Origin of the sequence: Mesorhizobium sp. B2-5-4, from assembly GCF_006441095.1 — a bacterium.
GTDB lineage: Bacteria > Pseudomonadota > Alphaproteobacteria > Rhizobiales > Rhizobiaceae > Mesorhizobium > Mesorhizobium salmacidum.
This window is the reverse complement of record NZ_VFUR01000016.1, coordinates 109,365-132,464: the sequence shown is the minus strand read 5'-3', so window position 1 is coordinate 132,464 and position 23,100 is coordinate 109,365. Positions and strand designations below refer to the sequence as shown.

21 protein-coding genes are annotated in these 23,100 nt (G+C 63.0%); 12 read left to right on the top strand and 9 right to left on the bottom strand.

The window, feature by feature from the left end:
- Positions 1–52 precede the first annotated feature (52 nt).
- The 3 genes from FJ492_RS20530 (at position 53) to FJ492_RS20520 (ending at position 2,558) form a co-directional block, all read left to right on the top strand.
- A complete protein-coding gene (locus FJ492_RS20530) occupies positions 53–1,330 on the top strand; it encodes a polyhydroxyalkanoate depolymerase (protein ID WP_140715766.1) in 1,278 nt (425 codons plus the stop codon).
- A 158-nt stretch (positions 1,331–1,488) separates the two neighbouring features.
- Positions 1,489–2,103, top strand: a complete 615-nt coding sequence (locus FJ492_RS20525) for a transglutaminase-like cysteine peptidase (RefSeq protein WP_140749787.1) — start codon at positions 1,489–1,491, stop codon at positions 2,101–2,103.
- Positions 2,104–2,318: 215 nt separating this feature from the next.
- On the top strand, positions 2,319–2,558 hold the full coding sequence (locus FJ492_RS20520) for a hypothetical protein (RefSeq protein WP_140771877.1): 240 nt from the start codon (positions 2,319–2,321) through the stop codon (positions 2,556–2,558).
- A gap of 96 nt (positions 2,559–2,654) precedes the next feature.
- Here the strand turns inward: FJ492_RS20520 and FJ492_RS20515 are convergent, their stop codons facing one another.
- Genes FJ492_RS20515 through FJ492_RS20500 form a run of 4 tightly spaced genes read right to left on the bottom strand, consistent with a single transcriptional unit; the run spans position 2,655 to position 5,402 of the window.
- The gene (locus FJ492_RS20515) at positions 2,655–3,023 is read right to left on the bottom strand and encodes a helix-turn-helix transcriptional regulator (protein WP_140507142.1); all 369 of its coding nucleotides are present in this window, start codon (positions 3,021–3,023) and stop codon (positions 2,655–2,657) included.
- Between the two features lie 22 nt (positions 3,024–3,045).
- Positions 3,046–3,576: a Smr/MutS family protein gene (locus FJ492_RS20510; RefSeq protein WP_140771875.1), complete on the bottom strand. Its 531-nt coding sequence runs from the start codon at positions 3,574–3,576 to the stop codon at positions 3,046–3,048.
- The gene (locus FJ492_RS20505) at positions 3,573–4,673 is read right to left on the bottom strand and encodes a murein transglycosylase A (protein ID WP_140771873.1); all 1,101 of its coding nucleotides are present in this window, start codon (positions 4,671–4,673) and stop codon (positions 3,573–3,575) included. The genes FJ492_RS20510 and FJ492_RS20505 overlap by 4 nt, the downstream gene beginning before the upstream one ends.
- A gap of 21 nt (positions 4,674–4,694) precedes the next feature.
- A complete protein-coding gene (locus FJ492_RS20500) occupies positions 4,695–5,402 on the bottom strand; it encodes a Tim44/TimA family putative adaptor protein (RefSeq protein ID WP_140715808.1) in 708 nt (235 codons plus the stop codon).
- Between the two features lie 200 nt (positions 5,403–5,602).
- On the opposite strand from FJ492_RS20500, the gene FJ492_RS20495 reads away from it, so the two are divergent.
- From FJ492_RS20495 to FJ492_RS20485, 3 genes are all read left to right on the top strand, one after another.
- On the top strand, positions 5,603–6,100 hold the full coding sequence (locus tag FJ492_RS20495) for an FxsA family protein (RefSeq protein ID WP_140771906.1): 498 nt from the start codon (positions 5,603–5,605) through the stop codon (positions 6,098–6,100).
- A 195-nt stretch (positions 6,101–6,295) separates the two neighbouring features.
- A complete protein-coding gene (secB, locus tag FJ492_RS20490; RefSeq protein WP_027145705.1) occupies positions 6,296–6,793 on the top strand; it encodes a protein-export chaperone SecB in 498 nt (165 codons plus the stop codon).
- Between the two features lie 483 nt (positions 6,794–7,276).
- On the top strand, positions 7,277–8,917 hold the full coding sequence (locus FJ492_RS20485; protein WP_140771870.1) for an ABC transporter substrate-binding protein: 1,641 nt from the start codon (positions 7,277–7,279) through the stop codon (positions 8,915–8,917).
- A gap of 944 nt (positions 8,918–9,861) precedes the next feature.
- Here FJ492_RS20485 and FJ492_RS28820 read toward each other — a convergent pair.
- Positions 9,862–10,377 carry a hypothetical protein gene (locus tag FJ492_RS28820; RefSeq protein ID WP_181166707.1) on the bottom strand — a complete coding sequence of 172 codons (516 nt, stop codon included), beginning with the start codon at positions 10,375–10,377 and terminating at the stop codon, positions 9,862–9,864.
- 346 nt (positions 10,378–10,723) lie between these two features.
- Here FJ492_RS28820 and FJ492_RS20475 point away from each other — a divergent pair, with 346 nt between their 5' ends.
- On the top strand, positions 10,724–12,394 hold the full coding sequence (locus FJ492_RS20475) for a DUF6119 family protein (protein ID WP_140771868.1): 1,671 nt from the start codon (positions 10,724–10,726) through the stop codon (positions 12,392–12,394).
- Between the two features lie 1,342 nt (positions 12,395–13,736).
- On the opposite strand, the gene lepA is transcribed toward FJ492_RS20475, so the two are convergent.
- Positions 13,737–15,542: a translation elongation factor 4 gene (lepA, locus tag FJ492_RS20470; protein ID WP_140749805.1), complete on the bottom strand. Its 1,806-nt coding sequence runs from the start codon at positions 15,540–15,542 to the stop codon at positions 13,737–13,739.
- Between the two features lie 207 nt (positions 15,543–15,749).
- On the opposite strand from lepA, the gene FJ492_RS20465 reads away from it, so the two are divergent.
- The 4 genes from FJ492_RS20465 to msrA all read left to right on the top strand — a co-directional run bounded on the left by FJ492_RS20465 (position 15,750) and on the right by msrA (position 19,073).
- Positions 15,750–16,832, top strand: a complete 1,083-nt coding sequence (locus FJ492_RS20465) for a TadE/TadG family type IV pilus assembly protein (protein WP_140771866.1) — start codon at positions 15,750–15,752, stop codon at positions 16,830–16,832.
- 153 nt (positions 16,833–16,985) lie between these two features.
- Positions 16,986–17,690, top strand: a complete 705-nt coding sequence (locus FJ492_RS20460) for a DUF1223 domain-containing protein (RefSeq protein WP_140715746.1) — start codon at positions 16,986–16,988, stop codon at positions 17,688–17,690.
- Between the two features lie 114 nt (positions 17,691–17,804).
- Positions 17,805–18,101 carry a hypothetical protein gene (locus FJ492_RS20455; protein WP_140507120.1) on the top strand — a complete coding sequence of 99 codons (297 nt, stop codon included), beginning with the start codon at positions 17,805–17,807 and terminating at the stop codon, positions 18,099–18,101.
- A gap of 246 nt (positions 18,102–18,347) precedes the next feature.
- Positions 18,348–19,073 (top strand): peptide-methionine (S)-S-oxide reductase MsrA, encoded by a 726-nt coding sequence (gene msrA, locus FJ492_RS20450; protein ID WP_140715742.1) that lies wholly within the window; start codon positions 18,348–18,350, stop codon positions 19,071–19,073.
- An 83-nt stretch (positions 19,074–19,156) separates the two neighbouring features.
- On the opposite strand, the gene FJ492_RS20445 is transcribed toward msrA, so the two are convergent.
- The 3 genes from FJ492_RS20445 to FJ492_RS20435 form a co-directional block, all read right to left on the bottom strand.
- The gene (locus FJ492_RS20445; protein ID WP_140771864.1) at positions 19,157–19,663 is read right to left on the bottom strand and encodes a hypothetical protein; all 507 of its coding nucleotides are present in this window, start codon (positions 19,661–19,663) and stop codon (positions 19,157–19,159) included.
- A gap of 75 nt (positions 19,664–19,738) precedes the next feature.
- Positions 19,739–20,005: a hypothetical protein gene (locus FJ492_RS20440; RefSeq protein ID WP_140507114.1), complete on the bottom strand. Its 267-nt coding sequence runs from the start codon at positions 20,003–20,005 to the stop codon at positions 19,739–19,741.
- Positions 19,980–20,255: a DUF4242 domain-containing protein gene (locus FJ492_RS20435; RefSeq protein ID WP_140771862.1), complete on the bottom strand. Its 276-nt coding sequence runs from the start codon at positions 20,253–20,255 to the stop codon at positions 19,980–19,982. Before FJ492_RS20435 ends, FJ492_RS20440 begins: the two co-directional genes overlap by 26 nt.
- 223 nt (positions 20,256–20,478) lie before the next feature.
- Between FJ492_RS20435 and FJ492_RS20430 the strand changes: the two genes are divergently transcribed.
- Positions 20,479–23,064, top strand: a complete 2,586-nt coding sequence (locus FJ492_RS20430; protein WP_140771902.1) for an AAA family ATPase — start codon at positions 20,479–20,481, stop codon at positions 23,062–23,064.
- Positions 23,065–23,100: the final 36 nt, after the last annotated feature.

Genomic DNA, 23,100 nt, shown 5'->3' with positions numbered 1-23,100 from the left:
AGACATCTAGGGATCGGCGCTGTTCGTCGTCCCTTCGGTCGCGGGGTAACGGATGTTCTACCAGCTCTACGAAATGAACCATGCCGCCCTGCAGCCGGCGCGGCTCTATGCCGACGCGGTCCGGTTGTTCTACTCCAATCCGCTCAACCCGGTTTCGCACACGCATTGGGGCCGTTCGGTCGCGGCAGGCGCCGAACTGTTCGAGCGCACCACGCGCCGCTACAGCAAGCCGCAATTCGGCCTGGACAAGACCGTGGTCGACTGGAAGAGCGTCGCTGTCACCGAAAAGACAGTCTGGTCGAAGCCGTTCTGCAATCTCGTCCGTTTCGAGCGCGCCGTTCCAGCCGGACGCAAGGCCGACCCGAAGCTTTTGATCGTGGCGCCGATGTCGGGCCATTACGCGACGCTGCTGCGCGGCACGGTCGAGGCGATGCTGCCCTATGCCGATGTCCATATCACCGACTGGGTCGATGCCCGCATGGTGCCGCTGGCCGATGGCAGCTTCGATCTCGACGACTATATCGACTACGTCATCGACATGCTGCACACGCTGGGTCCGGACACGCATGTGATGGGCGTGTGCCAGCCTTCCGTGCCGGTGCTTGCGGCCGTGGCGCTGATGGAGGCGAAGGGCGACCCTTTCGTCCCTTCGACGATGACCCTGATGGGCGGGCCGATCGACACCCGCCGCAACCCGACCGCCGTCAATCTGCTGGCCAAGGAAAAGGGCATCGACTGGTTCCGCGACAACGTCGTCATGCGCGCGCCTTGGCCGGTGCCGGGCTTCGGCCGCGAGGTTTATCCCGGTTTCCTGCAGCTTTCGGGTTTCATGAGCATGAATCTCGACCGCCACATCATCGCTCACAAGGAGTTCTTCATGCACCTTGTGAAGCACGATGGCGACAACGCCGAAAAGCACCGTGACTTCTATGACGAATATCTGGCGGTGATGGACCTGACGGCGGAGTTCTACCTGCAGACCGTCGACACCGTCTTCGTGCGCCATGCCCTGCCCAAGGGCGAGATGACGCATCGCGGCACCAGGATCGATCCGTCGGTTATCCGCAACGTCGCCCTGTTCACGGTCGAGGGCGAGAACGACGACATTTCGGGCCTTGGCCAGACCAAGGCGGCGCAGGACCTGTGCGTCAACATCCCCGCCGACAAGAAGGCGCACTATGTGCAGCCGGCGGTCGGCCATTACGGCGTCTTCAACGGCTCGCGCTTCCGCTCGGAGATCGTGCCGCGCATCGTCGACTTCATCACCAGCTATGGCCGCCAGACCCGGGTGGCGGTGAAGCCGAAACTGGTCCGCACCGCCAAGCGGTAGGCGTTTTGAAACAGGGCCGGCCGCGGATCCGATTCTGTTGCGTAAGTGCCGCTGTCCCTCCCCGCGGGTAACCATGCCGCAAATCAACTCGATGTCTTAATTGACACGGAGTGTAAATCGCCCTTAACGTTTCGTTAACAACAGGGCGAGCGGGGACAATGAATTCCTCAATCACGCGAAGGCTGCGCGTATGCGCGGCAGCCGGGCTGGCGTTAACGGGGGGCTGGATGACACCGGCCTGGGCTTCGGACGCGATGGCGACCGGGGGCCTCACCTCACAACCGATCGGCCATTACGATTTCTGCAAGCAGCGGCCGGGTGAATGCTCGATCCGCCCTGCCAACCTCGCGCCGGCGGTCCTGACCGACGGGTTGATGCGCAAGCTGGTCAACGTCACCGCAAGGGTCAATGCCGCCGTCAAGCCGATGAGCGACATGGACATCTACGGCAAGGACGAGGTCTGGGCCTATCCCGACAAGGGCGTCGGCGACTGCGAGGATTACGTGCTGGAGAAGCGGCGCCAGCTGTCCCGCATGGGCATGTCGCTCGCCGATCTCTTGATGACCGTGGTGCGCAAGCCCGACGGGGAAGGCCACGCCGTGCTGACCGTGCGCACCGACGGCGGCGACTATGTGCTCGACAACCTGACCGACAAGGTCAAGCCCTGGGACGAGACCGGCTACCGCTTCCTCAAGCGCCAGGCGATCGACAACACCGGCCGCTGGGTCTCGATCCGCGGCGGCCAGCAGGTTCTGGTGGGCTCGGTACAGTAGGGGAAGGCCGCCCGGTTAGGGCTGCGCACTCTCAGCGCTTCGTCATCCTCGGGTCTACGCGTCCGCTTCGCTCCCGCTCCGCCCGTGGATGACGAAGACGAGGAGGCTCCGCCGCGCACCTCCGTCCAAAAAATTCGCACCTCTCCGTGAACCATTTCCGTTCGCCCGGCGACACACAGCCGTGGACGATAGAAACCCAATCATGGAGACCTCGAATGACTGCTTTTCTGCGCAATATCCTTCTCGCCGCCGCTGCCGTTTCGGCCCTGACCGGATCCGCTCTGGCCGGCCAGACCATTCCAAGCTGCGCCAACACCAACCTCAACGACCTGTGGGCCGGCCGCTGTTGCGGCGCCGCCGGCGCATCGGACTGCCTGGGCGGCGGACATGGCGGCCAGGATCATGGCGATCATGGCCGTGGCGGCAATGGCGGCAGCACGGCCGGCAAGAAATGATCTCACCACGGCTGCCCGCCGGCTGCTCGCCGGCGGGCGCTGTTTTGCGATCGGGCGATCGCCCGGCCGTCGTAAAGTCCGGGCGGAAACCCGCTTCTAGGATCGCCGGCCGAGTGCCGCGCGGATCGACGCGGTGATGCGCAGAAGCGCGGCCTCATCCAGCTTTTCGATGTTCTCGGCCAGAAGATTGGCAAGTTCGGTGGCGGCGGGGGAAAGACCCGACGTATCGAGTTTCACGCGCGGATGCGAGGTTTCGGCCAGCCGCGCCAGTTCCTCGGCGTCGTCCCAGATGATGTTGAAATAGCCGATGATCTTCTGGATCAGCGTCCAGGTCGGCGCGCCGCGCCTGCCATGCTCGAGCGCCGACAGATAGGCGGCGCTGACGCCGATCGCCGCCGCCATGTCTTTCTGGCTGACGCCGCGTTCGGCCCTCAGCGCGCGCAGCTTCTCGCCGAACGGCGTCATGCGCCCGGCCTCCTGAGAGCCCTCATGAGCGTGCCCGCCGCAGCCTGATATAGAGCGCGCCCGAGCCGCCATGGTTGCGGGCGGCATGGTCGTGGCTGGAGACCAGCGGCCGGAACGCCGGTGTCGACAGCCAGGCCGGCACGGCGCGCCGCAGGACGCCATCGCCGCCCGAGGACGACCCCTTGCCTGTGATGACCAGCACATAGCGGACGCCGCCGGCATGCGCCCGGTGCAGGAACGAGAACAGCAGCGAATAGGCCTCGTCCTGCGTCATGCCATGCAGGTCGACGCGGCCCTCGATCGGCAGCCGGCCTTTTTGCAACTTGTCCAGCGTCGGCTCGTCGAGCCGGTGCGTGACATGCTGGACCTTCGGCTTTGCCGCGCCCGACGCGTTGGCAACGGGCTGGGCCGGTTGCGAGGGCGTTGGCCTGGCATCGACGGCCATGTCTGGAATGTCCACGGCGGCGCGGCCCTTGAGCGGCTTGGCGGTGCGCGCCACCAGGCTCCACAGCACCCGGTCAGCCTCGCTGAGTTTATCCGGGCGCTTGCTCATTTTGCGCCCCCGGCCAGCGCGCGTGGCACCAGCGCGTAAAAATCGGCGGCGTTGCGCACCACCCCCGCGATCTCGCCAGCGGCATCGCCCGAGCCGGCGAACAGGTCGCCGCGCGCCGGCCCGGTGATGGCCGAGCCGGTGTCCTGCGCGATCATCAGCCGGCGGAACGGTCGTTTGTCGAAGGCGGCAAGCGTCGGCGCGTCGATGTAAAAAGGCGTGCCGAATGTGTGCAGCAGCCGGTCGACGGCCACCGAGCGGCCCGGCGTCAGCGGCACCTTGGCGGCCGCGATCGGCCCCAGCGCGGCGTCGTCCACCGCGGCCTCGCGAAAGAAGATATAGGAGCGGTTCTGCCACAGGATCTCGTCGACCCGCTCCGGATGCGCCTTGAACCAGGCGCGGATCGACTGCATCGTCACGTCGGCGAGCGGAATTTCGCGCAGCTCGCTCAGGATTTTGCCCGGACCGGTGAAACGCTGGCCGGATTTGGCGGCGTAGGTGACGCGGCAAAGCCGGCCATCGGTCATGGCAAGCCGCGCCGCGCCTTGCACATGGATGAAGAAGGCATCGACCTTGTCGGCCAGCCAGGCGATCTCCAGTCCCTGGCCGGCGAGCGCGCCGCGCTCGATCACGCCACGGTCGGGATATTCGGTCAGCCCGTCGGCGGTCCGGCGGGCGAAGGCGAGGTAAGGATCCATCCCGGCGGGCCGGTTGGCGTCGTCGACATCGACGAGGTCGGCCGGACGCGACAGCAGCGGCACGGCAAAATGCTCGCTCCGTACCGGCGAGGCCTCGACTTGAGGCTCGTAGAAGCCGGTGACGAGGCCGGCGCCGGTCTCCGGCCGGACCAGCATGGGCACGAAATGGCGCTCGAAGAAGGCGCGGGCCTCGGATCGGTTCGCCGGCGCGGCGCCGCGCGCTTGCGCATAGGCCTCGGCGAAGGCGCCGAAATCGACACCCAGCGCACCGCTGCGATAGGCTTTTACCGGCACATGGAAGGCGGAGCGGGCAAAGGCCTCGAAGGCCGGCAGATGGTCGTCGTCACCCCAACCGGGCAGGTCGCCGAAGGATCTTTCAACAAGGAGGGGCGACAGCGACACCGGAGCCCGCCTGTTCCGGACTCAGTCTTCTTCTTCGGTGGCGACGAGCTTCCAGTTCGGATCGCGTGAGCGCGTGTCGCGGGCGAAGGTCCAGACATCCTTGACCTCGGCCACCGTTTCGGGGTCGCCGTCGATGACCGTGCCGGCCTGGTCGCGCGTCGCCGAGATCAGTTCGCTGATGATGCGCAGCGTCACATGCGCCTCGCCGCCCTTCATCTCGGCCGAGACGATGTCGGCCTTGTCGATGCCGACGAAGGAGGACTGGATTTTTTCCGACTTGGCCTCGCGCTCGCCGATCGCAGCGACGAAGCCGTCATAAACCTCGCGCGACAGAAGGTTCTTCAGCGTTTTGCGGTCGCCGTCGGCATAGGCCATGACGATCATCTCATAGGCCATCTTGGCGCCGTCGACGAACCCCTTGGGGTCGAAGGACGGATCATTGTCCTTGATCGCGCGCAGGCCTTTGTTGAGATCGGTGTCGGGCTTGGCGAAGGCGTCGATGGCCGTATAGGTGTCTGCCGGCGCCGGCTCCCCGGGCGCCCGCTTGCGCGGCAGCGAAACCACGTTTTCGGGCTTCTGCGTGGCGTCCTTGTCGGTGCGCGCCGCCGTATAGGGATCGAAGGGCGGCCGCTCGCTACCGGTCCGCCGGCCCAGCACGTTGCGCAGCTGGAAGAAGATCACCACCGCCGCGATCAGGAAGAAAATCGTGCCGAAGTCGAAGAAGCCCATATTTTCCGCCAATCAATCCCTGCCTCTAGGCCGGACCGTCCCAGCCGACAGGCCGCGGTCGCATAGCGTTCACCATTCAAAGCATATAGAACGCAAGGCGCAATCATTCAAATCAAAGGCAGGCATACCTATCTAACAGCCTCCGTGCCAGCGGCGATTGGTCGCCGGCGGGACAAAACAATCGAATGGTCGGTAAAGACTTGCGCATTTCGCTGCTTCCCTTCTTTCTCCTCGCGCTGCCGTTGCTGGAAATCGCCGGTTTCGTCGTCGTCGGCCGTGAGGTCGGCGCGCTGGCCACGGTCGGCCTGGTGCTGGCATCGAGCTTCGCCGGCGTGCTTTTGCTGCGCCACCAGGGTTTCGGCGTCATGACCCGCATCCGCGCCGAGATGGCTGCCGGCCGCGACCCCAGCGGCCAGCTCGCCCATGGCGCCATGATCGTGGTCGCGGCGGTCCTTTTGATCATCCCCGGCTTCATCACCGACATCATCGGCCTGCTCCTGTTCCTGCCGCCGGTGCGCGACCTTGCCTGGAGGAGGCTGAAAGGCCGCATCGTCGTGGCCACCGATTTCTCCACCGGCGGCTTCCGCCGCCAGCGCGACAAGGTCATCGACCTCGAAGACGGCGACTATTCGCGCGAGGACGACCTGAAGCGCGGCCCGGACCACAACTCGCCGTGGCGGCGGCTGAAGGATGACTGAGGCTTCTCTTCGTCATCCTGGGGCGGAGCAAGGAGCGGAGCTGCGCGCCTGCTTCGCCCGGGATGACGACGCGACAAGCAAGGCGGCAAACCTTGTCTTGTCATGCCGGCCATGGTAGCGAACGCCCGATTTCAATTCGGTCAGCCCCGATTATTCGGTGAGCGAGACTGCACAGGGGAAAAAGGATATCGGCTCATGGCCAGCAATGATGACGCGCCGGTCGGCGCCAATGGCAACGGCAACGCGACGCAGCCCTCGCTCAACGTCCTGGCCCAGTATGTCAAGGACCTGTCCTTCGAAAGCCCCGGCGCGCCGAATTCGCTGCGCGGCCGCGACAAGGCGCCCGGCATCGCCATCAACGTCAACGTCAACGCCAACCCGCTCTCCGACAAGCAGTTCGACGTCAACCTGACGCTGAACGCCAAGGCTTCCTTCGACCAGGAAGTGCTGTTCAACGTCGAGCTGGTCTATGGCGGCGTCTTCGCCATTTCGGGCTTCCCGCAGGAGCACATGCTGCCGATCCTGTTCATCGAATGCCCGCGCCTTCTGTTCCCCTTCGCCCGCCAGATCATCGCCGAGGCGACCCGCAATGGCGGCTTCCCGCCGCTGATGCTCGACCCGATCGATTTCGCGCAGATGTTCCAGCAGAAGATCGCCGAGGACCAGGCCGCCTCGCAGACCAAGGTGAGCTGAGGCTCGGCTGACAGGATAGCTTGAAAAACCCGGCCTCGTGCCGGGTTTTTTGTTGGCGTAGGCTTGGCGTCGCCCTGGCGCCACCGCCTCCCTCTTCGTCATCCTATGGCGGAGCAAGGAGCGAAGCGACGCGGCGCAGACCATAGGATCCATGCCGGGACTCCCGAGCGTTGCCACGGTCCAGAATCTGCTCCGCTGCACTCCACGGCTGAGGTCGCGGCATGGATCCTCGGGTCTGCGCGTCCGCTTCGCTACCGCTCCGCCCGTGGATGACGAAGGAGAGGCCGTGGAGCGTCCCCTGCCAGTCCTGCGGAGCGCCGCACAACTCCTGCGGATTCCAGAACATTTCGCCACGTTACCCCGCTTTATCATTCCCTCTCGGCAATGGCGCCCCCGGCGGCCGCAGCCGCCCCCGCATTGGCGAGCCTGTGATGACCGCCGGGCACTTGTGGGCGGCATGCACCAACAAAAGAGGGAACGACGATGAAATTCATGCTGACCGACCGCAAGCTTCACCCGCGGGCCAAACCCGTCGCCGACGATTTCAGGACCGGCGGCATCAGCCGCCGCGAATATCTGGCGCTGATGGCCGGGCTCGGCGTCAGCGCCGCCGGCGCTTTTGCCCTCGGCGGCATCGCCGCGGCCCCGGCCCGCGCCGCCGAGCCGAAGAAGGGCGGAACCTTGCGCGTCGCCATGAACGTCAAGGGCTTCAAGGACCCGCGCACCTTCGACGGCGTCGAAATGTCCAACGTCGCGCGCCACTGCAATGAATATCTGGTGCGCTGGAACACCGATTTTTCGTTCGAGCCCTGGCTGCTGGAAAAATGGGAGATGAGCGACGACGCCAGGACGCTGACGCTGCATGTGCGCAAGGGCATCACCTGGTCAAACGGTGATGCCTTCAATGCCGACGATGTCGTCCACAACCTCACCCGCTGGTGCGAGGCCGGCGTTGCCGGCAATTCGGTCGCCGCGCGCATGGGCGCGCTGGTCAATGCCGACACCAAGAAGGTGGTCGATGGCGGTATCGAGAAGGCCGGCGATTTCACCATAAAGCTCAATTTGCCAAAACCCGACATTTCGCTGATCGCCGGCATGGCCGACTATCCCGCGCTGATCATGCACCGCTCCTATGATGGCGACGGCGACCCGATGAAGGCTCTGGCGATCACCACGGGTCCCTGCGAGCTGGTCAAATGGGACGCAGAGACGGGCGCCGAGGTGAAGCGCAAGGACAAGCCGTGGTGGAAGGGCGAGTTCTACCTCGACGGCATCCAGTGGATCGACTACGGCTCCGACCCCAACGCCATGCTGTCGGCCTTCGAATCCGGCGAGATCGACACCGACCACGAGACCGCTTCCGACGCCGTCTCGCAGACCGACAAGATGGGGCTGAAGAATTCCGAGATCGCCACGGGGTCCACCATCGTCGCCCGCTTCAATGTCGGCAATGCGCCCTATGACGACATCAAGATCCGCCGCGCCGCCCAGCTCGCCGTCGACAATGCGGCCGTGCTGGCGCTCGGCCTCGGCGGCCGCGGCAAGCCCGCCGACAACCATCATGTCGGCCCCATGCACCCCGAATATGCCGATATCGGCCCGGCCAAGCGCGATGTGGCGGAGGCCAAGAAGCTGCTCGCCGAATCCGGCAAGGCGGACCATGAATACGATCTGATCTCGGTCGATGTCGAATGGCAGAAGACCACTGGTGACGCGATCGCCGCGCAGATGCGCGAGGCCGGCCTCAAGATCAAGCGCACCGTGCTGCCCGCCGCCACCTTCTGGAACGACTGGAGCAAGTTCCCCTATTCCTGCACCGAATGGCTCGGCCGCCCGCTCGGTGTCCAGGTGCTGGCGCTGGCTTATAAATCCGGCGCGGCCTGGAACGAAAGCGCCTATGCCAACAAGGAATTCGACGAGCTGCTCGACAAGGCGCTGGCCATGCCCGACCCCAAGGCCCGCAAGGAGATCATGGCCAAGATCGAGCAGAATTTGCGCGACTCAGGCATCATCATCCAGCCCTACTGGCGCTCGGTCTACCGCACCTACCGCAAAGGCATAGAAGGCTGCGAACAGCACCAGGCGCTCGAACAGCATTTCGAGAAGGTGTGGATCGAAAGCTGACGCGGGCGCGGCGCCAACCCTGGACGTCGCGCCGCCCCTCACTGTCCTGCCGGCGTTCGTCGCTCGAAAAGCCAAGCAGTTGGCTTTTCGTCCGCTATGCGGACCGCTCCTCAACTCCCAGTAAACGGGGCGAGAGGGGCTGGTCGCAACGCCGGCGCTATTTCTGCAAGCTTTGGCGATTGGCGAAAGCCGCGATGACAGCGTCCCTCGCCCCGTTTACGGGGAGAGGATGCCGGCAGGCAGGTGAGGGGCGGCGCCGACGCAGTTCTTCCTGTCGCGGACGGGGGCTGATCTCGACGTACCAGCTGCCGCCCGGCCCTCGGCAGCGTCCAGATCCAACTGGCGCCAGATCCAACTGGCGAAGGTCAGCACCGGGAATCCCGAGCGATGCGGAGCGCCCTTGGTTCACCTATCGTCCGGGGAAGATGGCCGGCGCGCATGCCGGTGAGACAATTGCCTGAGCCCCGCGCCGGCCACTAGCGACCTGATGAAGGTCCGCCGCCCGATTTGTGTACCGGGCCTATCCCGCGCGATCAACCGAGCCGGGCAGTTGGTATGAATTCGTACCAATCCGGGATTTATCGCGCGACCGGCGGCGACAGGCTTACCCGTCCCGGGAAACGGCGAACGTCTTTAGTGTGGGCAGACCGACACTGGACACGCGACAGCCGTCACGGCCGAAAGCTTCTCGCGCTTGCTCAGCGCCCAATGGCGCGTGTGTAACTGATGTCAATACGGAGCGGACACGCTTCGTTGCGGTGAAGAGCGTTCTTCCCGAAGGGCGGGCGAGGCCCGTGACTCGCCCAGGGCGGTGGCCTCGCGAAGCGAGGTCGGGGTGTTCCAGCTTGGCGAGACGTCAAAGCCACTTAGTCAAAGCAGAAAAACACCATCCTCTCACTCCGTGCAGCATCCCTCAACCGTCTCGGCGCTGCGCCCGAAAGCGCTCATCGCGCCGGCCTCAGTAGCGTCCAGATCCAGCCGGCGAAGGTCAGCACCAGGAAGGGATAGCCGGCGGCGGGCAGTGGCGCCGAGGTTGGCAGCAATGGCGTACCCCACAGCACCATGCCCACCGACACCAGGAACAGCACGGCGGCCACGAGCGCGGTCAGCCGCATCCACAGCGCGAAAGTGGTCGGAACGCTGACCATGATGAGCGCCGCCGCCCACAGCGAGATGCCGCCGACATAGGAGGGCACGCTGGCCTCGAGCCCCGCCGCATCGCCTGACAAAAGCAGGCTTTCGCCGGCCAAGAAGGTCAGGAAGCCGGCCGCGACGCAATCATTGCCGAGGCGCTGGTATTTCATGGTGAGCAGCGCGGTCGCGACGACGATGCCCACGCCGTCGATCGCCCACAGCGTTTCGCGCAGCGGAGCGCTGGCAACGAAGGTGCCGGCAAGGCCGAAGATGCCGCCTATGGCGAGGCCGATTGCTGCGGTGGTGTCTAGAGAATTGGTGCGCATGCGATGTCTCCCCAAGCCGCGTGAGAGGATATCTTAGCGGGAGGCGTTCTTAAAGACAGGCATCGGCGCTTACTTGATGGCGTCCATTCGGGTCAGCCCGAAAAATTCACATTGCGGTTGGACGAGGGAGAAGATGTCGGCGGCAGTTCAGTGGCGAGCTTTCAAATTGAGATATTTCTACCGACTGCGGTCAACATGCGATGGCAGCGGGTGTCAAGCAAGCTTGTTTATGCTGGGGTACATTAAGTCACGTCGTCTTCGATATGAGGCGACTATGTCGGGCGTTAAATAGGCGGTTGCTCATTCTACTATTTCGAATACTCTCCTGAGATCTGGGGAGGGGAATATGGGCCAAAATCTGACACTCTATCTGTGTGAAGATAGCGTTGCTTCCGAGTCCGATGTCTTGTCGACAAAGGCTAAGGAGCGAGTAGACAATGGAAAAGCCTCTTGGAAGGCGGCCGCCATCGAGGGATTTGAGAAAGCGACACTTCTGATCATCCCAAGTTATAAAACGGATCCGAAGTGGGTCGGGTTTCTGAATATGTCTTTTCCCGAGGTAGAGTCGTTAGACAACATGTCCTCTGGATCCATTTTGTTTCTAGAACGTGCTGGGAAGAAATTCGTAATCCCGTTTGGAACAGGATATTTTTCAATAAATGAAAATGTTCTAGTAAATGATTTCGGGCTAATGATAACCGCCAACGAAGTACTGGAAGATAGCTTAAGGTTTATGGACTCAAATAACCCATCCGCCGGTACAAAATCACGTGTGCAAGCAGATCGACTGTCAGGCATAAGCGGTTTCGACTTGGATAGCGCGCTTGCTTTCATCAAGAAGCTTGGGGGAGTCGCCGAAACAGGAAGCCTCGGGAAGACCCTCTCAGGATCAACTGGCCTAAGGTTTACTGGCCCAGAAGACGTATCGCTTTTAGGCCCCTTCCTTCAGACTGCTGTAACTCAGTACTCCGCAGATACTTACAAGTCCCGTGGTCTTGAAATTATAGGCGCGATGAAACCGGTCGTCGAGCGTGGTCTTATCGATGTACTGGATATGAAGCTTCTATCTCATGTCAAAGCAAATGATGGGGAATTTGTCCTTACCTCACCCGCAATATTGGATTGGGATGTTGTCGGCACGTTTCGCTTCGGCGGTTGGCGAGACAGAACAGACTACCCAGACCTTTCGCTGACCGACTGTGTAATGGCCTTGGAAGATATCGAATATGAACACTGGGGCTCAGAAACTGCGTTCTTGAGCGACCTCAAGAGCGTCCATACTGTCAGTGTCAACAACGCCGATAGCGGCGAACAGATAAGAAAATGGAACCTCTACAGATGCCTTCAAGGTTCCGTCGAGCACAGCGGCAACCGATATACTCTCTCCGAAGGAAAATGGTTCTTTGTCGCCGACAATTTCCGTATTGCTGTCATCAACACGTTCGAAGCCTGCCGCGCCAACGTGAACGACGCCGAATTTCCGTTAGCCAAGCTTGTAACTAAGACAATCGTAAAAAATAACAAGAATGTCGAATCGGTTGGGGTGGAATCGGAGGGCGAATATAACGAAAGCGCGGCGGCAGCACTCGGTTTGATGTATTTAGATAAGGAAACGGGTGCTGTGGCTGGGGTGGCAAATCAAAGAAACGAGCTTTGCGATATGCTTTCCTTGGATTCAAAGCGGCTCGTCCATGTCAAGAAAGGCTCGCGAGCGTCTGGCAGCCTCCATCACCTTTTTCGCCAAGGGGCCACGGCGGCAAGAATGCTGCGCGATCCGAATTTCCTATCTTCAATTGGTGCCAAGTTAAGAAATAGCGGTCGGAACGAAGACGCCATCGGCGTGGAGAGCCTTGGCAAGGGGGAGCATACAATCGAGTTCAGAATTATAGATAGGCCACGTGAGAACGGCGATTTCGATATTCCATTTTTTGCGAAGGTCGCTCTTCACTACGCGGCAAAGGAAATTGCCGCTTGTGGATGTAACGTGACGTTAGGCTTTATTAATCAGGGGCTATAACCCATGTTGACGAACTTGCGTATGGTGATCTGCAAGATAATTGACGAGATGGATTTGCGAGATCGCGGCTCATCTCAAGCGATAATTCGATCTCTTCGAGAGAATTATCCGGATGCCATTTCGGAAAGCTCTTCCATGCTGGAGAGAATCGGCCTCTCACGAATAATAAACGAAGTGGGGAGGACCTATCATAGACCGACAAATGACGCTCAATTCGATTTGTTTTCGGATCACTCGGAGATCCCATACTTAACGGTCACCCGAAATAGGGATCGAAAAAGCGGCGTGCCTGAGATACGCAAAAGGCGTGATGAGATTAATTTGGGCGAACTGCGGGAAGTCGTCGCGCGACGCGCCAGATGGAGAGCAAACAGAAGTCCAAGGGTGGACCCGTATGAGAAATTACTCGAGGATGTCGATCGTGACGATTTTCCGGCCGAGATGACCGTGATTGCAGCAATTAGAACAAAGCGTGGGTTAGGTTGAAAATTTGTGGAGCGAAACCTCTTTTAGGCTTGCAACTTTGGCGGCAGCTGTCGATTTTCTCCAGCTAAGAGGGGCCATATGTGGGCTCTTCGGGGATTTCGCTTAAGTGCGCAGGTTCGCTTATGACTGGCTCTATTGGAGGCTGGCATGCCTTGCAACGGTCGAAATCATCAACCTAGCTGCACATGCAGTTTCGGGGGTAGGCGAAATTCACACTCATCTGTAATTAGTTGGAACGGATGGACACGGACTGCCATTCGTGGCTACAGCGGACCTTGGTCTAAGTGTCCTGTCTGTCAAATTGGCGTCTACTACATTCCTGGGCCACGGGGAGGGGGAACCTTTTTCGACTGCCTTGGTCCACCTTGGACGTTGCATCCTTGCACGAGCAAGAGACTCAAATATTCGCCGTTCGGCCGAACCGGAAAACCAAAATTGAGAATGCTTAGAACCGAGTTGCAAGAAATAGGCTTCCTGCCGCTCGTGGTCCAAAGAATTGAGGCGCTATCTAACGGGGTTATTTTACACGGTGTTTTGTGGGATACCCCGACCGCGCTGCATCTGGGGACAACAGAGATTGTTGAAGCGGACATCTGCAGGCCGGTTTATGTCTATCAAGATGGGTCGGGTTGGGCGATAGTGAATTACTTTCCGATAAATGGCTTCGAGCCCGTCAATATCAGGATGCGGGAAGACACTTTAGGGCCCTTGGACCTACTCATGAGCCCTCCGCACAGGGCGAGCAACGGTCAGTAGCCTCAGTTGTCACTAGTCCCGCGCAGCTTCCCCGCTTTCGAAGCCTGTCATCGATCCACCGGATCGATGACTTGGCGCGCTCCGCGCACCAACCGGCTCCTCAATCGCCCATCTTCAGCGCCTGAATGAACGCCTCCTGGGGGATATCCACTTTGCCGAATTGCCGCATCCGCTTCTTGCCCTCTTTCTGCTTGTCCAAGAGCTTGCGTTTGCGCGAGACGTCGCCGCCGTAGCATTTCGCCGTGACGTCCTTGCGCAGCGCCGAGATGGTTTCCCGCGCGATGACCTTGCCGCCGATGGCGGCCTGGATCGGGATCTTGAAGAGGTGGTGCGGGATCAGTTCCTTCAGCTTCTCGCACATCTGCCGGCCGCGCTTTTCCGCCGCCGTGCGGTGCACCAGCATCGACAGCGCGTCGACCGGCTCCTCATTGACCAGGATCGACATTTTCACCAGGTCGCCCTCGCGGTAGTCGGTCAGGTGGTAGTCGAAGGAGGCATAGCCTTTTGAGATCGACTTCAGCCGGTCATAGAAATCGAAGACGACTTCGTTGAGCGGCAGGTCGTAGGTCAGCATGGCGCGTTTGCCGACATAGGACAGGTCGGCCTGGATGCCGCGCCGGTCCTGGCAGAGTTTCAAAATGCCACCGAGATAGTCGTCGGGCGTCAATATGGTGGCGCGGATCCACGGCTCCTCGATCGCGGATATCTTCACCACGTCGGGCATGTCGGCCGGGTTGTGCAGCTCCTTCACCGAGCCGTCATTGAGGAGCAGCCGGTAGACGACCGATGGCGCGGTGGCGATGAGGTCGAGGTTGAACTCGCGCTCCAGCCGCTCCTGGATGATTTCCAGATGCAAGAGGCCAAGGAAGCCGCAGCGATAGCCGAAGCCGAGCGCGGCACTGGTTTCCATCTCATAAGAGAAAGACGCGTCGTTGAGGCGCAGTTTGCCGACGGCGGCGCGCAGGTCCTCGAAATCGGCGGCGTCGACCGGGAACAGGCCGCAGAACACCACCGGCTGCGCCGGCTTGAAGCCGGGCAGCGCATGCGCGGTCTGTCGCTTGTCCTCGGTGATGGTGTCGCCAACGCGGGTGTCGGCCACTTCCTTGATCGAGCCGGTGAAGAAGCCGAACTCGCCGGGGCCGAGCTCCTCGACATTGATGCGGGCGGGCGTGAACACGCCGGTGCGCTCGACAAGATATTTGGCGCCCGTCCCCATCATGCGGATGGTCTGGCCCTTCTTCAGCACGCCGTCGATGATGCGCACCAGCACGATGACGCCGAGATAGGCGTCGTACCAGCTGTCGACCAGCATCGCTTTCAGGGGGGCTGCGGCATCGCCCTCGCGCGGCGGCGGCAATTGGTGGACGATGGCTTCGAGCACGTCGGGAATGCCGAGGCCTGTCTTGGCCGAGATCAGCACGGCGTTGGAGGCGTCGATGCCGATCACCTCCTCGACCTGCTCGCGGATGCGCTCGGGCTCGGCGGCGGGCAGGTCGACCTTGTTCAGCACCACGACGATCTCGTGGTTGTTGTCGATCGCCTGGTAGACATTGGCGAGCGTCTGCGCCTCGACGCCCTGGGAGGCGTCGACGACCAGCAGCGAGCCCTCGCAGGCGGCGAGCGACCGCGACACTTCATAGGCGAAGTCGACATGGCCGGGCGTGTCGATCAGGTTGAGGATATAGTCCTCGCCATTGTTGGCGCGGTATTTCAGCCGCACCGTCTGCGCCTTGATGGTGATGCCGCGCTCGCGCTCGATGTCCATCGAGTCCAGCACCTGCTCCTTCATGTCGCGCAGCTCCAGCCCGCCGGTGGACTGGATCAGGCGGTCGGCAAGCGTGGATTTGCCATGGTCGATATGGGCGACGATGGAAAAATTGCGGATGTGGTCGAGGGGCGTGCTCATGCCGCGCGCTTTAGCAGGGGCGGCAATCGGCGGCAAGGCTTGCGGCGCAAGGGCTGCCTTGCGGGTCACAAAGCGGTGACATCGGCCAAAAAACCGGGAAAACCGGCCCGCGGGCGAAGAATGCGTAAACTTTGATCGATCACATTAGACCTTGGTTTGCCGCCTGTGTGGCAAATGAACGAACGCTAATGTCTGTTGGGGGTCGAAATGTTCAGGGTTTTGCGCGGCTTTGCCCGCTCCCGCAGCGGGTCGATGATGCCGCTCTTCCTGGTGATGCTGATGCCGCTGATCGCGGCCGTCGGCTTCTCGGTCGACTATACAAGCGCGGTCCAGACCAAGTCCAACCAGCAGCAGGCGCTGGATGCCGCGATCCTGACGATCACCACCATGGACACCACGGCGACACTTTCGCAGCGCCAGACGATGCTGCAGGATTCCTTCATCGCCAACGGCGGACAAGGCACCGCGACGCTGACCAATTTCGCGGGTGGCACCGCCACCACCGCCACCACTGCGCGGGCCACGGCAAGTTTCGCCATGCCGACCGTCTTCATGACCATCGCCAGGATTGACACCGTACCGATCGGCGTCGCCTCGGCGGTCAGCAAGCCGCCGGCGCTGGTCAAGGCGGACTTCAAGGTCACCGGGGTGTCGGGTTACTGGAACAAGACGATGACGCTCTACGGCACGCAATTCGGCGCCACGGTGGCCAAGCCGCTGATGACGATCGACTACGTCTATGGCAAGACCGGAGACCCGAAGGGCTATGGCACCACCACCACCAGCATCCTTACGACTGATTCAACCGGCAAGACCGTCAGCACGGTGGCCCAGACGCAGGTCTGCAAGCTCGCCGGCTCCAACCCGCCCGCTGGTGCGGTGATCCAGACCGACAAGTTTCTGACGAAATTTTACTGTGTCGACACGATGTATCCCGCCAATGGCACCGGCGCGTCCATCGATGTCAGCCAGATGGGTGGCCTCAGTCTGCAGATGTATGTGCCATCAGGGAACCCGCAATACCTCAAGACGAATGATCCGGCCACCTCCAACCGGCTCTACAGCGGGATCAAGGATCCACAGACCGGCAATACCAACTACACAGAAACCGCGACCGGCCAGGTCGTCGACATCTTCGGCCTCGTACCTTGCGGCTCGACAGCCTATCAGGCCTGGGAAGACGGCGGCAACTCGGTTCCGGCGCCTGTCGGCAACGCCGACTTCTTCTACAACGTCACCGGCAAATGCGACTTTAACAAGCGCCCCTCGGACACTGCGCTGACGCAGTGATGTAGACGCGTCTTCCTTCTCCCACGGGGCAGAAGGGAAAAAGCGCTGGCGCTCTTCAATCACAAAGCGGTGAGCGCTGTAACGAAGCTCGTGGTGGCGGCGAAGTGGGGACATGACGGGCGCATCGTGGCGCCGTCCCCACGGAGCACGCCGATGTCGCCAGTCATATCCAGCAGGTTTCTCGCACTGTCCGGCTTCGCCGCGCTGGCGCTCGCCGCCTCGCTCGGCGCGGCAGCCGCCCAGCCGCTCACCGTGGTCGAGCTGTTCACCAGCCAGGGCTGCTCGTCCTGCCCGCCGGCCAATGCCAATCTCATCAAGGTCAAGGACCGGCCCGGCGTGCTGGCGCTGTCCTTCAACGTCACCTATTGGGACTATCTCGGCTGGAAGGACACGTTCGGCAAGCAGGAGTTCACCCAGCGCCAGGTTTCCTACGAGCGCCCGCTCGGCCATGACGGGCCGTTCACGCCGCAGGTGGTGGTCAACGGCCATGCCGATGTCGTCGGCGCCGCGCCCGGCCAGATCGAACATCTGATCGCCGCGACGGCCAAGACCGGCGGTCCCTCGCTGTCGCTCGAGGGCGGCAAGGTCGCGATCGGCGCCGGTGCGGCACCGGGCGGCAAGGCCGATGTCTGGCTGGTGCACTACACCAAGGGTGTCGTCGAGGTGCCGGTGGCGCGCGGCGAAAACACCGGCCGCACCTTGCCGCACGCCAATGTCGTGCATGCGCTGACAAAACTCGGCAGCTGGAGCGGCGAGGCCAAGACGCTCGATTTGCCGGCAGCCTCGGGCGGCCTCAGCACCGCCGTGCTGGTGCAGTCGCCCGGCGGCGGGCCGATCCTGGCCGCCGCCGCCAACTAGATCGCGTCCAAGTAGAGATTTGCCAAGCAGAAATTTGCGTCGCCGCACGGGCGGCGGCGCAAGAGCCCGGCCGCCCGGAAAGGGCGTGCCATCAACCCCGCAAGGAAGCCTATCATGACCAATTTCTCCCGCCTGACGCTGCCGGCGCTCGCGCTCGCTCTCTGCTCGACGGCGCTGTCTGCCGGCGGCATCGCGCGCGCCGATGACGCCACCAATGCGATGAAGCCCGCCGCCAACGCCATGGCGCCGGCCGCGGACGCCATGAAACCGGCAACCGATGCGATGAAGCCGGCCGACCCGATGGCCACCAACTCCATGAAGCCCGCCGCCGATGCCATGAAGCCCGCGACGGACGCGATGAAACCGGCGACCGATGCGATGAAGCCGGCAACGGATGCCACGGCCAATTGATAGCCAATTGAGATTGGCGCGTGGCCTTCTGTCCCTGGCGGGCTCCCTGTCCAGCCGGGGACAGTTGCCGGAGCAATGCCGGAAAGCTTGAAGCAGTTATGCGTCGGGAATGACGTCAAGGCAAAAAGTCCGGGCCGCACGCGAATGTGAGCCTCCGCCGCAACTCGCGCATCGCGCCACGGTAGCCGATCCAATAGACTGATCCCCAATGGACCGATCCCAGGGGAAGCCATGAGGAGTGCAACCATGACCAATATCAAAAATCGTTCGACCGGCTTTGTCCGCGGCGGGCTCGCCGCACTCGCCCTTGCCGTCGCGGGCGCCGCCTTCTGGCTGACGCCGGCCATCTCCGCCGAGGACGCGGTGAAAATCCCGCCGCCGGCAATCGACGAAAAGGCGGCTCCAGGCAGCGAGAAGGCCATCTTCGCCGGCGGCTGCTTCTGGGGCGTGCAGGGCGTGTTCCAGCACGTCAAGGGCGTCAGCAAGGCGGTCTCGGGCTATACTGGCGGCGCCAAGGACGACGCCGTCTACGAGACGGTCGGCACCGGCCGCACCGGCCACGCCGAATCCGTCGAGATCACCTATGATCCGTCCAAGGTGACCTATGGCCAGCTGCTGCAGGTCTATTTCTCGGTCGCCCACAATCCGACCCAGCTCAACTACCAGGGTCCGGACTCGGGCACGCAGTACCGCTCGACGATCTTTGCCGAAAACGACGCCCAGAAGAAGATCGCGCAGAGCTATATCGCCCAGCTCGACAAGGCCAAGGTGTTTTCCGAACCCATCGTCACCACGCTGGAGACCGGCAAGACCTTCTACCCGGCCGAAAACTACCACCAGGATTTCCTGACGCTGAACCCGACCTACCCCTACATCGTCTACAACGACTTGCCCAAGGTGGCGAATTTGAAGACGCTGTTCCCGTCGCTCTACAGCGAAAAGCCGGTGCTGGTGCTGTCGGCTTCGAACTGACTTTGCCGCGACGTCCCGGGGGCGAGTGTTCCCCGGGACCAATCGGCTCCGGCCCGCCCCGCCTGGGTGGGCACTGGATGCCGCTACATGCCGTCGGCATTCATTGCATCGCACGACACGTCAGGGTTCATGTCGGCAAAGGTGCCGGTCGGGTTCTTCTTCCACGCCCAGACATGCAGTTCGTAGAAAGCCCCCAAACCATAGCGGTTGGGAGCGCTGTTGAAGTTGAACAGCTGCCCTGCCAGCGAGGCCGGACCTTTCGAGGTGATGTATTCGACGGCAACAAGCCTGAGCTTGCCGTCGGGCGTCGGCTCGTACATCACCGCCTCCGGCTTGCCGACATCGACCGCGTCGTCTTTCAGATAGGCGGCATTGACGTAGTGGATGCCCATGGCGCCCCCGGTGATGCCGCTGGCGCACGGGATCGGCGCATAGCCTTCGGCGGTCGCCATCGCCACATTCTCGAAGCGGCCATTGGCTGCCCGCACCTTCTCGTCCAGCGCGCCTGTATCATGGGCATTCGCCGCCGTGGCCGCGATCGACAGGATCGACAGGTTGATGAGATGTTTGGCCCATGGATGCATGTTCATATTCTCTCCTCGTCTTGATGTGCGCGGGAGCAGCCGCTCCTCGCAGCGAAGCCGGCCGGCCGGACGTATCGGTGGCTATAGCCGGGTGAAGTCCCAGTAGTGGGGCAGCTCCTCGCGCTCCGGCAGGCCGATGTCGCGCCTCAGATAGTCGCCTTCCGGTGGCCGGCGCCTCCCCGGCAATTGCGCGGAAAGCGCCGACACGATCCGCCACAGGCGGCGGGGCAAGCCCCACGCCCGGCGGCCATCTCCCATGGCAGGTGTCGTGTCGCTGGCCGGCATGTCGGACATGTCGCCGTTGCGCTGGCTGATCGGACTTTCATGGGCGGTAAAAGTAAGGGTCAAGAACCCGTACCTCCGTGATCTTGCCGACAGGCAGGGAGTTCTTCTGGGCAGTGCTGCGGATCGCCTCCGGCGAAGGCGCGTCATAGATGCAGAAGCTCTGCTTCTTGTCGGGCGACACGAAGGACTGCACCCAGGTGACGCCCTTCTCCGCATTGCGCATGATCACTCCGGCCAGTGCATCGGCGCCGGCATCGTTCATCGGCACGCTGAGGCCGTCAGGAAATGTACGTTCAACCACATAGCGGGGCATATCGAGGTTCCCTTTTCCATTGGACACGCTCGAATTGAGCGCGGCTGGACATGATCACGCCCGTCAACGGCGCGCATCGGAACCTTTCCCTATGTTTGGCGGGATGATTCCCCATGTTAACGGCGTTTAGTCCAGGAGCCACACAGCAGATACCGAGCCCGGCTACCCTGGCGGCCGGGCTGGGGTGCGGCGGCCGCAGCCAGGATCACATGAGCCAATGACGATGCTTCTGGAACGGCAGGAACAGCTGGCGCAATTGGACGGCTTGCTGGCGCAGGCAGGTCGCGGCCGCGGTCACGTGGCGGCGTTGTCGGGCGAAGCGGGCGCCGGCAAGTCGGCCCTTGTCGAAACCTTCATCGGCGAAACCGGTGCGCGGGCCCAGATCTTCCGCAGCGCCTGCGAAGACCTGTCGATTCCCGATCCGCTCGGGCCGCTCTACGACCTTGCACGCGAGGCGCAATGGGCAATGCCGCAGGCGGTCGACGCGCGGCGGGGAGAGCGGCTGCCGCTGTTTTCCGATGCACTGGATGTCTTCGAGGCGAGAACGGGCGCGACCCTTCTGGTGATCGAGGACCTGCACTGGGCCGATGACGCGACGCTCGACTTCGTCCGCTTTCTCGGCCGCCGCATCGCCAACACCCACATCCTGCTGCTGCTGACGGCGCGCACGGACCGCAGCGAGGGCCAGATGCGCGTGCGCCGCGCGCTGGGTGAAATCCCGGCCGCAAGCGTTGCACGGATCGACGTGCCGCTTTTGAGCGAAGCGGCGGTGCTGTCGCTCGCCGGTGCCGCCGGCCGAGACGGCGATGCCATCTACCGGGCGACCGCCGGCAACGCCTTTTTCGTCACCGAACTGTTGAGCTGCGAATGCGAAACGGCGCTGCCGGCCAGCGTGCGCGACGCGGTGCTCGCGCGCGCCGAACGTCTGTCGGCCGGTGCCCGTTCGATGCTCGACGCCGTCTCGGTATTTCCCCGGCGCGCCGACGCCTGGGCCCTGGCGGGCCTGTGCGGCGTGGCCAGCGCCGGCCAGCTGGCGGAATGCGTATCCAACGGTTTGCTGGACGATCTGGGCGACGCCTATGCGTTTCGCCACGAGATCGCCCGCCACGCCATCGAGACCATGCTGACGACCAGCCACCGGCGGGCGTTCAACCAGCGCGCTCTGTCGGCGCTGCTCGAAAGGGGCGACGTCGCCACCGCGCGGCTGGTCCATCACGCGGTGGAGGCACACAATCTTGAGACGGTGCGCGCACTGGCGCCGGTCGCCGCACGCGAGGCCTCCCGGGTTGGCGCTCATCGCGACGCCGCCGGCTATTACGAGGTCGCCTTGCGCCAGGCCGACGCCTTGCCCGCGCAAGAGCGCGCCGGGCTTTACGAGCAGTATGCCTTCGAGTGCCATTTGATCGCGCGCATCGACGAGGCCATCAAGGCGCAGGAGCAGGCGCGCGCACTGCGGCAGGCGCTCGGCGATAGTCTGAAGGAAGGCGACAGCCTCAGATGGCTGTCTCGCTTCGCCTATCTCCTGGGCGACCGACAGGCCGCCGACCGGTTCGGCGCCCAGGCGGTCGCGTTGCTGGAGGCCGTTGGGCCCAGTGCCGAACTTGCCATGGCCTACTCCAACCTTTCGCAGCTGGCGATGCTGGCCGAAAGACTGCACGAGGCATTGTCGCTGGGCTCCAGGGCGATAGAGCTCGCCGAACGGTTGAACCGGCCGGATGTCGTCTGCCACGCGCTCAACAATGTCGGCGCCGCCGAGCAGTGGCTGGATCTGGCCAGCAGCCGGCGGCATCTTGCCCGCAGCCTCGAAATCGCGCTGCAGGAGAATTTTCAGGAGCACGCGGCACGCGCCTTCACCAATTGCGCTTGTGGCGGCATGAACCAGCTCGACTACCGCGAGGCTCAATCCTTCCTCGATCGCGGCATCGACTATTGCGTCGAGAACGATCTGGCGACATGGCGCGACTACATGCACGGCGTGCGCGCACAGTTGCGGCTGCGTCAGGGATGCTGGGATGAGGCGGCTTCCGAGGCGCTGGACGTGATCGGCAACGATCAGGCCACGGCCCTGGTGCGCTATCCCGCCTTGGTTGCGCTGGCCAAACTTCGCCTTCGGCGCGGCGACCCGGCCGAGCCGCTTCTGGCGGAGATGAAGCGGTTTCTGGAAAAGGGGATCGAGCTGCAGCGGCTGCTGCCCTACGCGGCGGTGGTTGCCGAACAAGCCTGGCTCGGGCAGGCGGACAAGGAGGAGGCGCTGCGGTTCATCGGGCTTGCCGAAGGTCTGTCACCGACGCGGGCGGTCTTTGCCGAACTGGCCGTCTGGCGGCAGATGCTGGCACCGGATGTCGATCCCGGAGACACGGCCGGCATGGCCTTGCCGTACAAGATGCTGCTCACCGGTGACTGGCGTGGCGCGGCCTCGGCCTGGGCCGAGCTCGACGCACCTTACGAACGGGCATTGGCGCTTGCCCAGGGCGACGAGGCCGCGCAGCGGGTAGCACTGGAGACATTCGAGGCGCTCGGTGCCCGGCCGGTCGCCCAGCACGTGCGCGACATCATGCGCCGAAGCGGCGTCATTCACATCGCCCGTGGCCCGCGCCGCTCCACGCGCGCCAACCGCGCTGGCCTGACAGAGCGCCAGATGGAAGTGTTGCAGCTGATCGAGCGCGGCTTGTCCAACAAGCGCATCGCCGAGCATCTCGCCATTTCGCCCAAAACGGTCGACCACCATGTCTCGGCGGTGCTGGGCAAGCTCGAGGCCGTGTCGCGCGGTGAGGCCACCGCCGCCGCGCGAGACAGCGGGCTGATCTGAACCGGCAGTTTGATCCGCCGCCCGTCCTACTCGTAG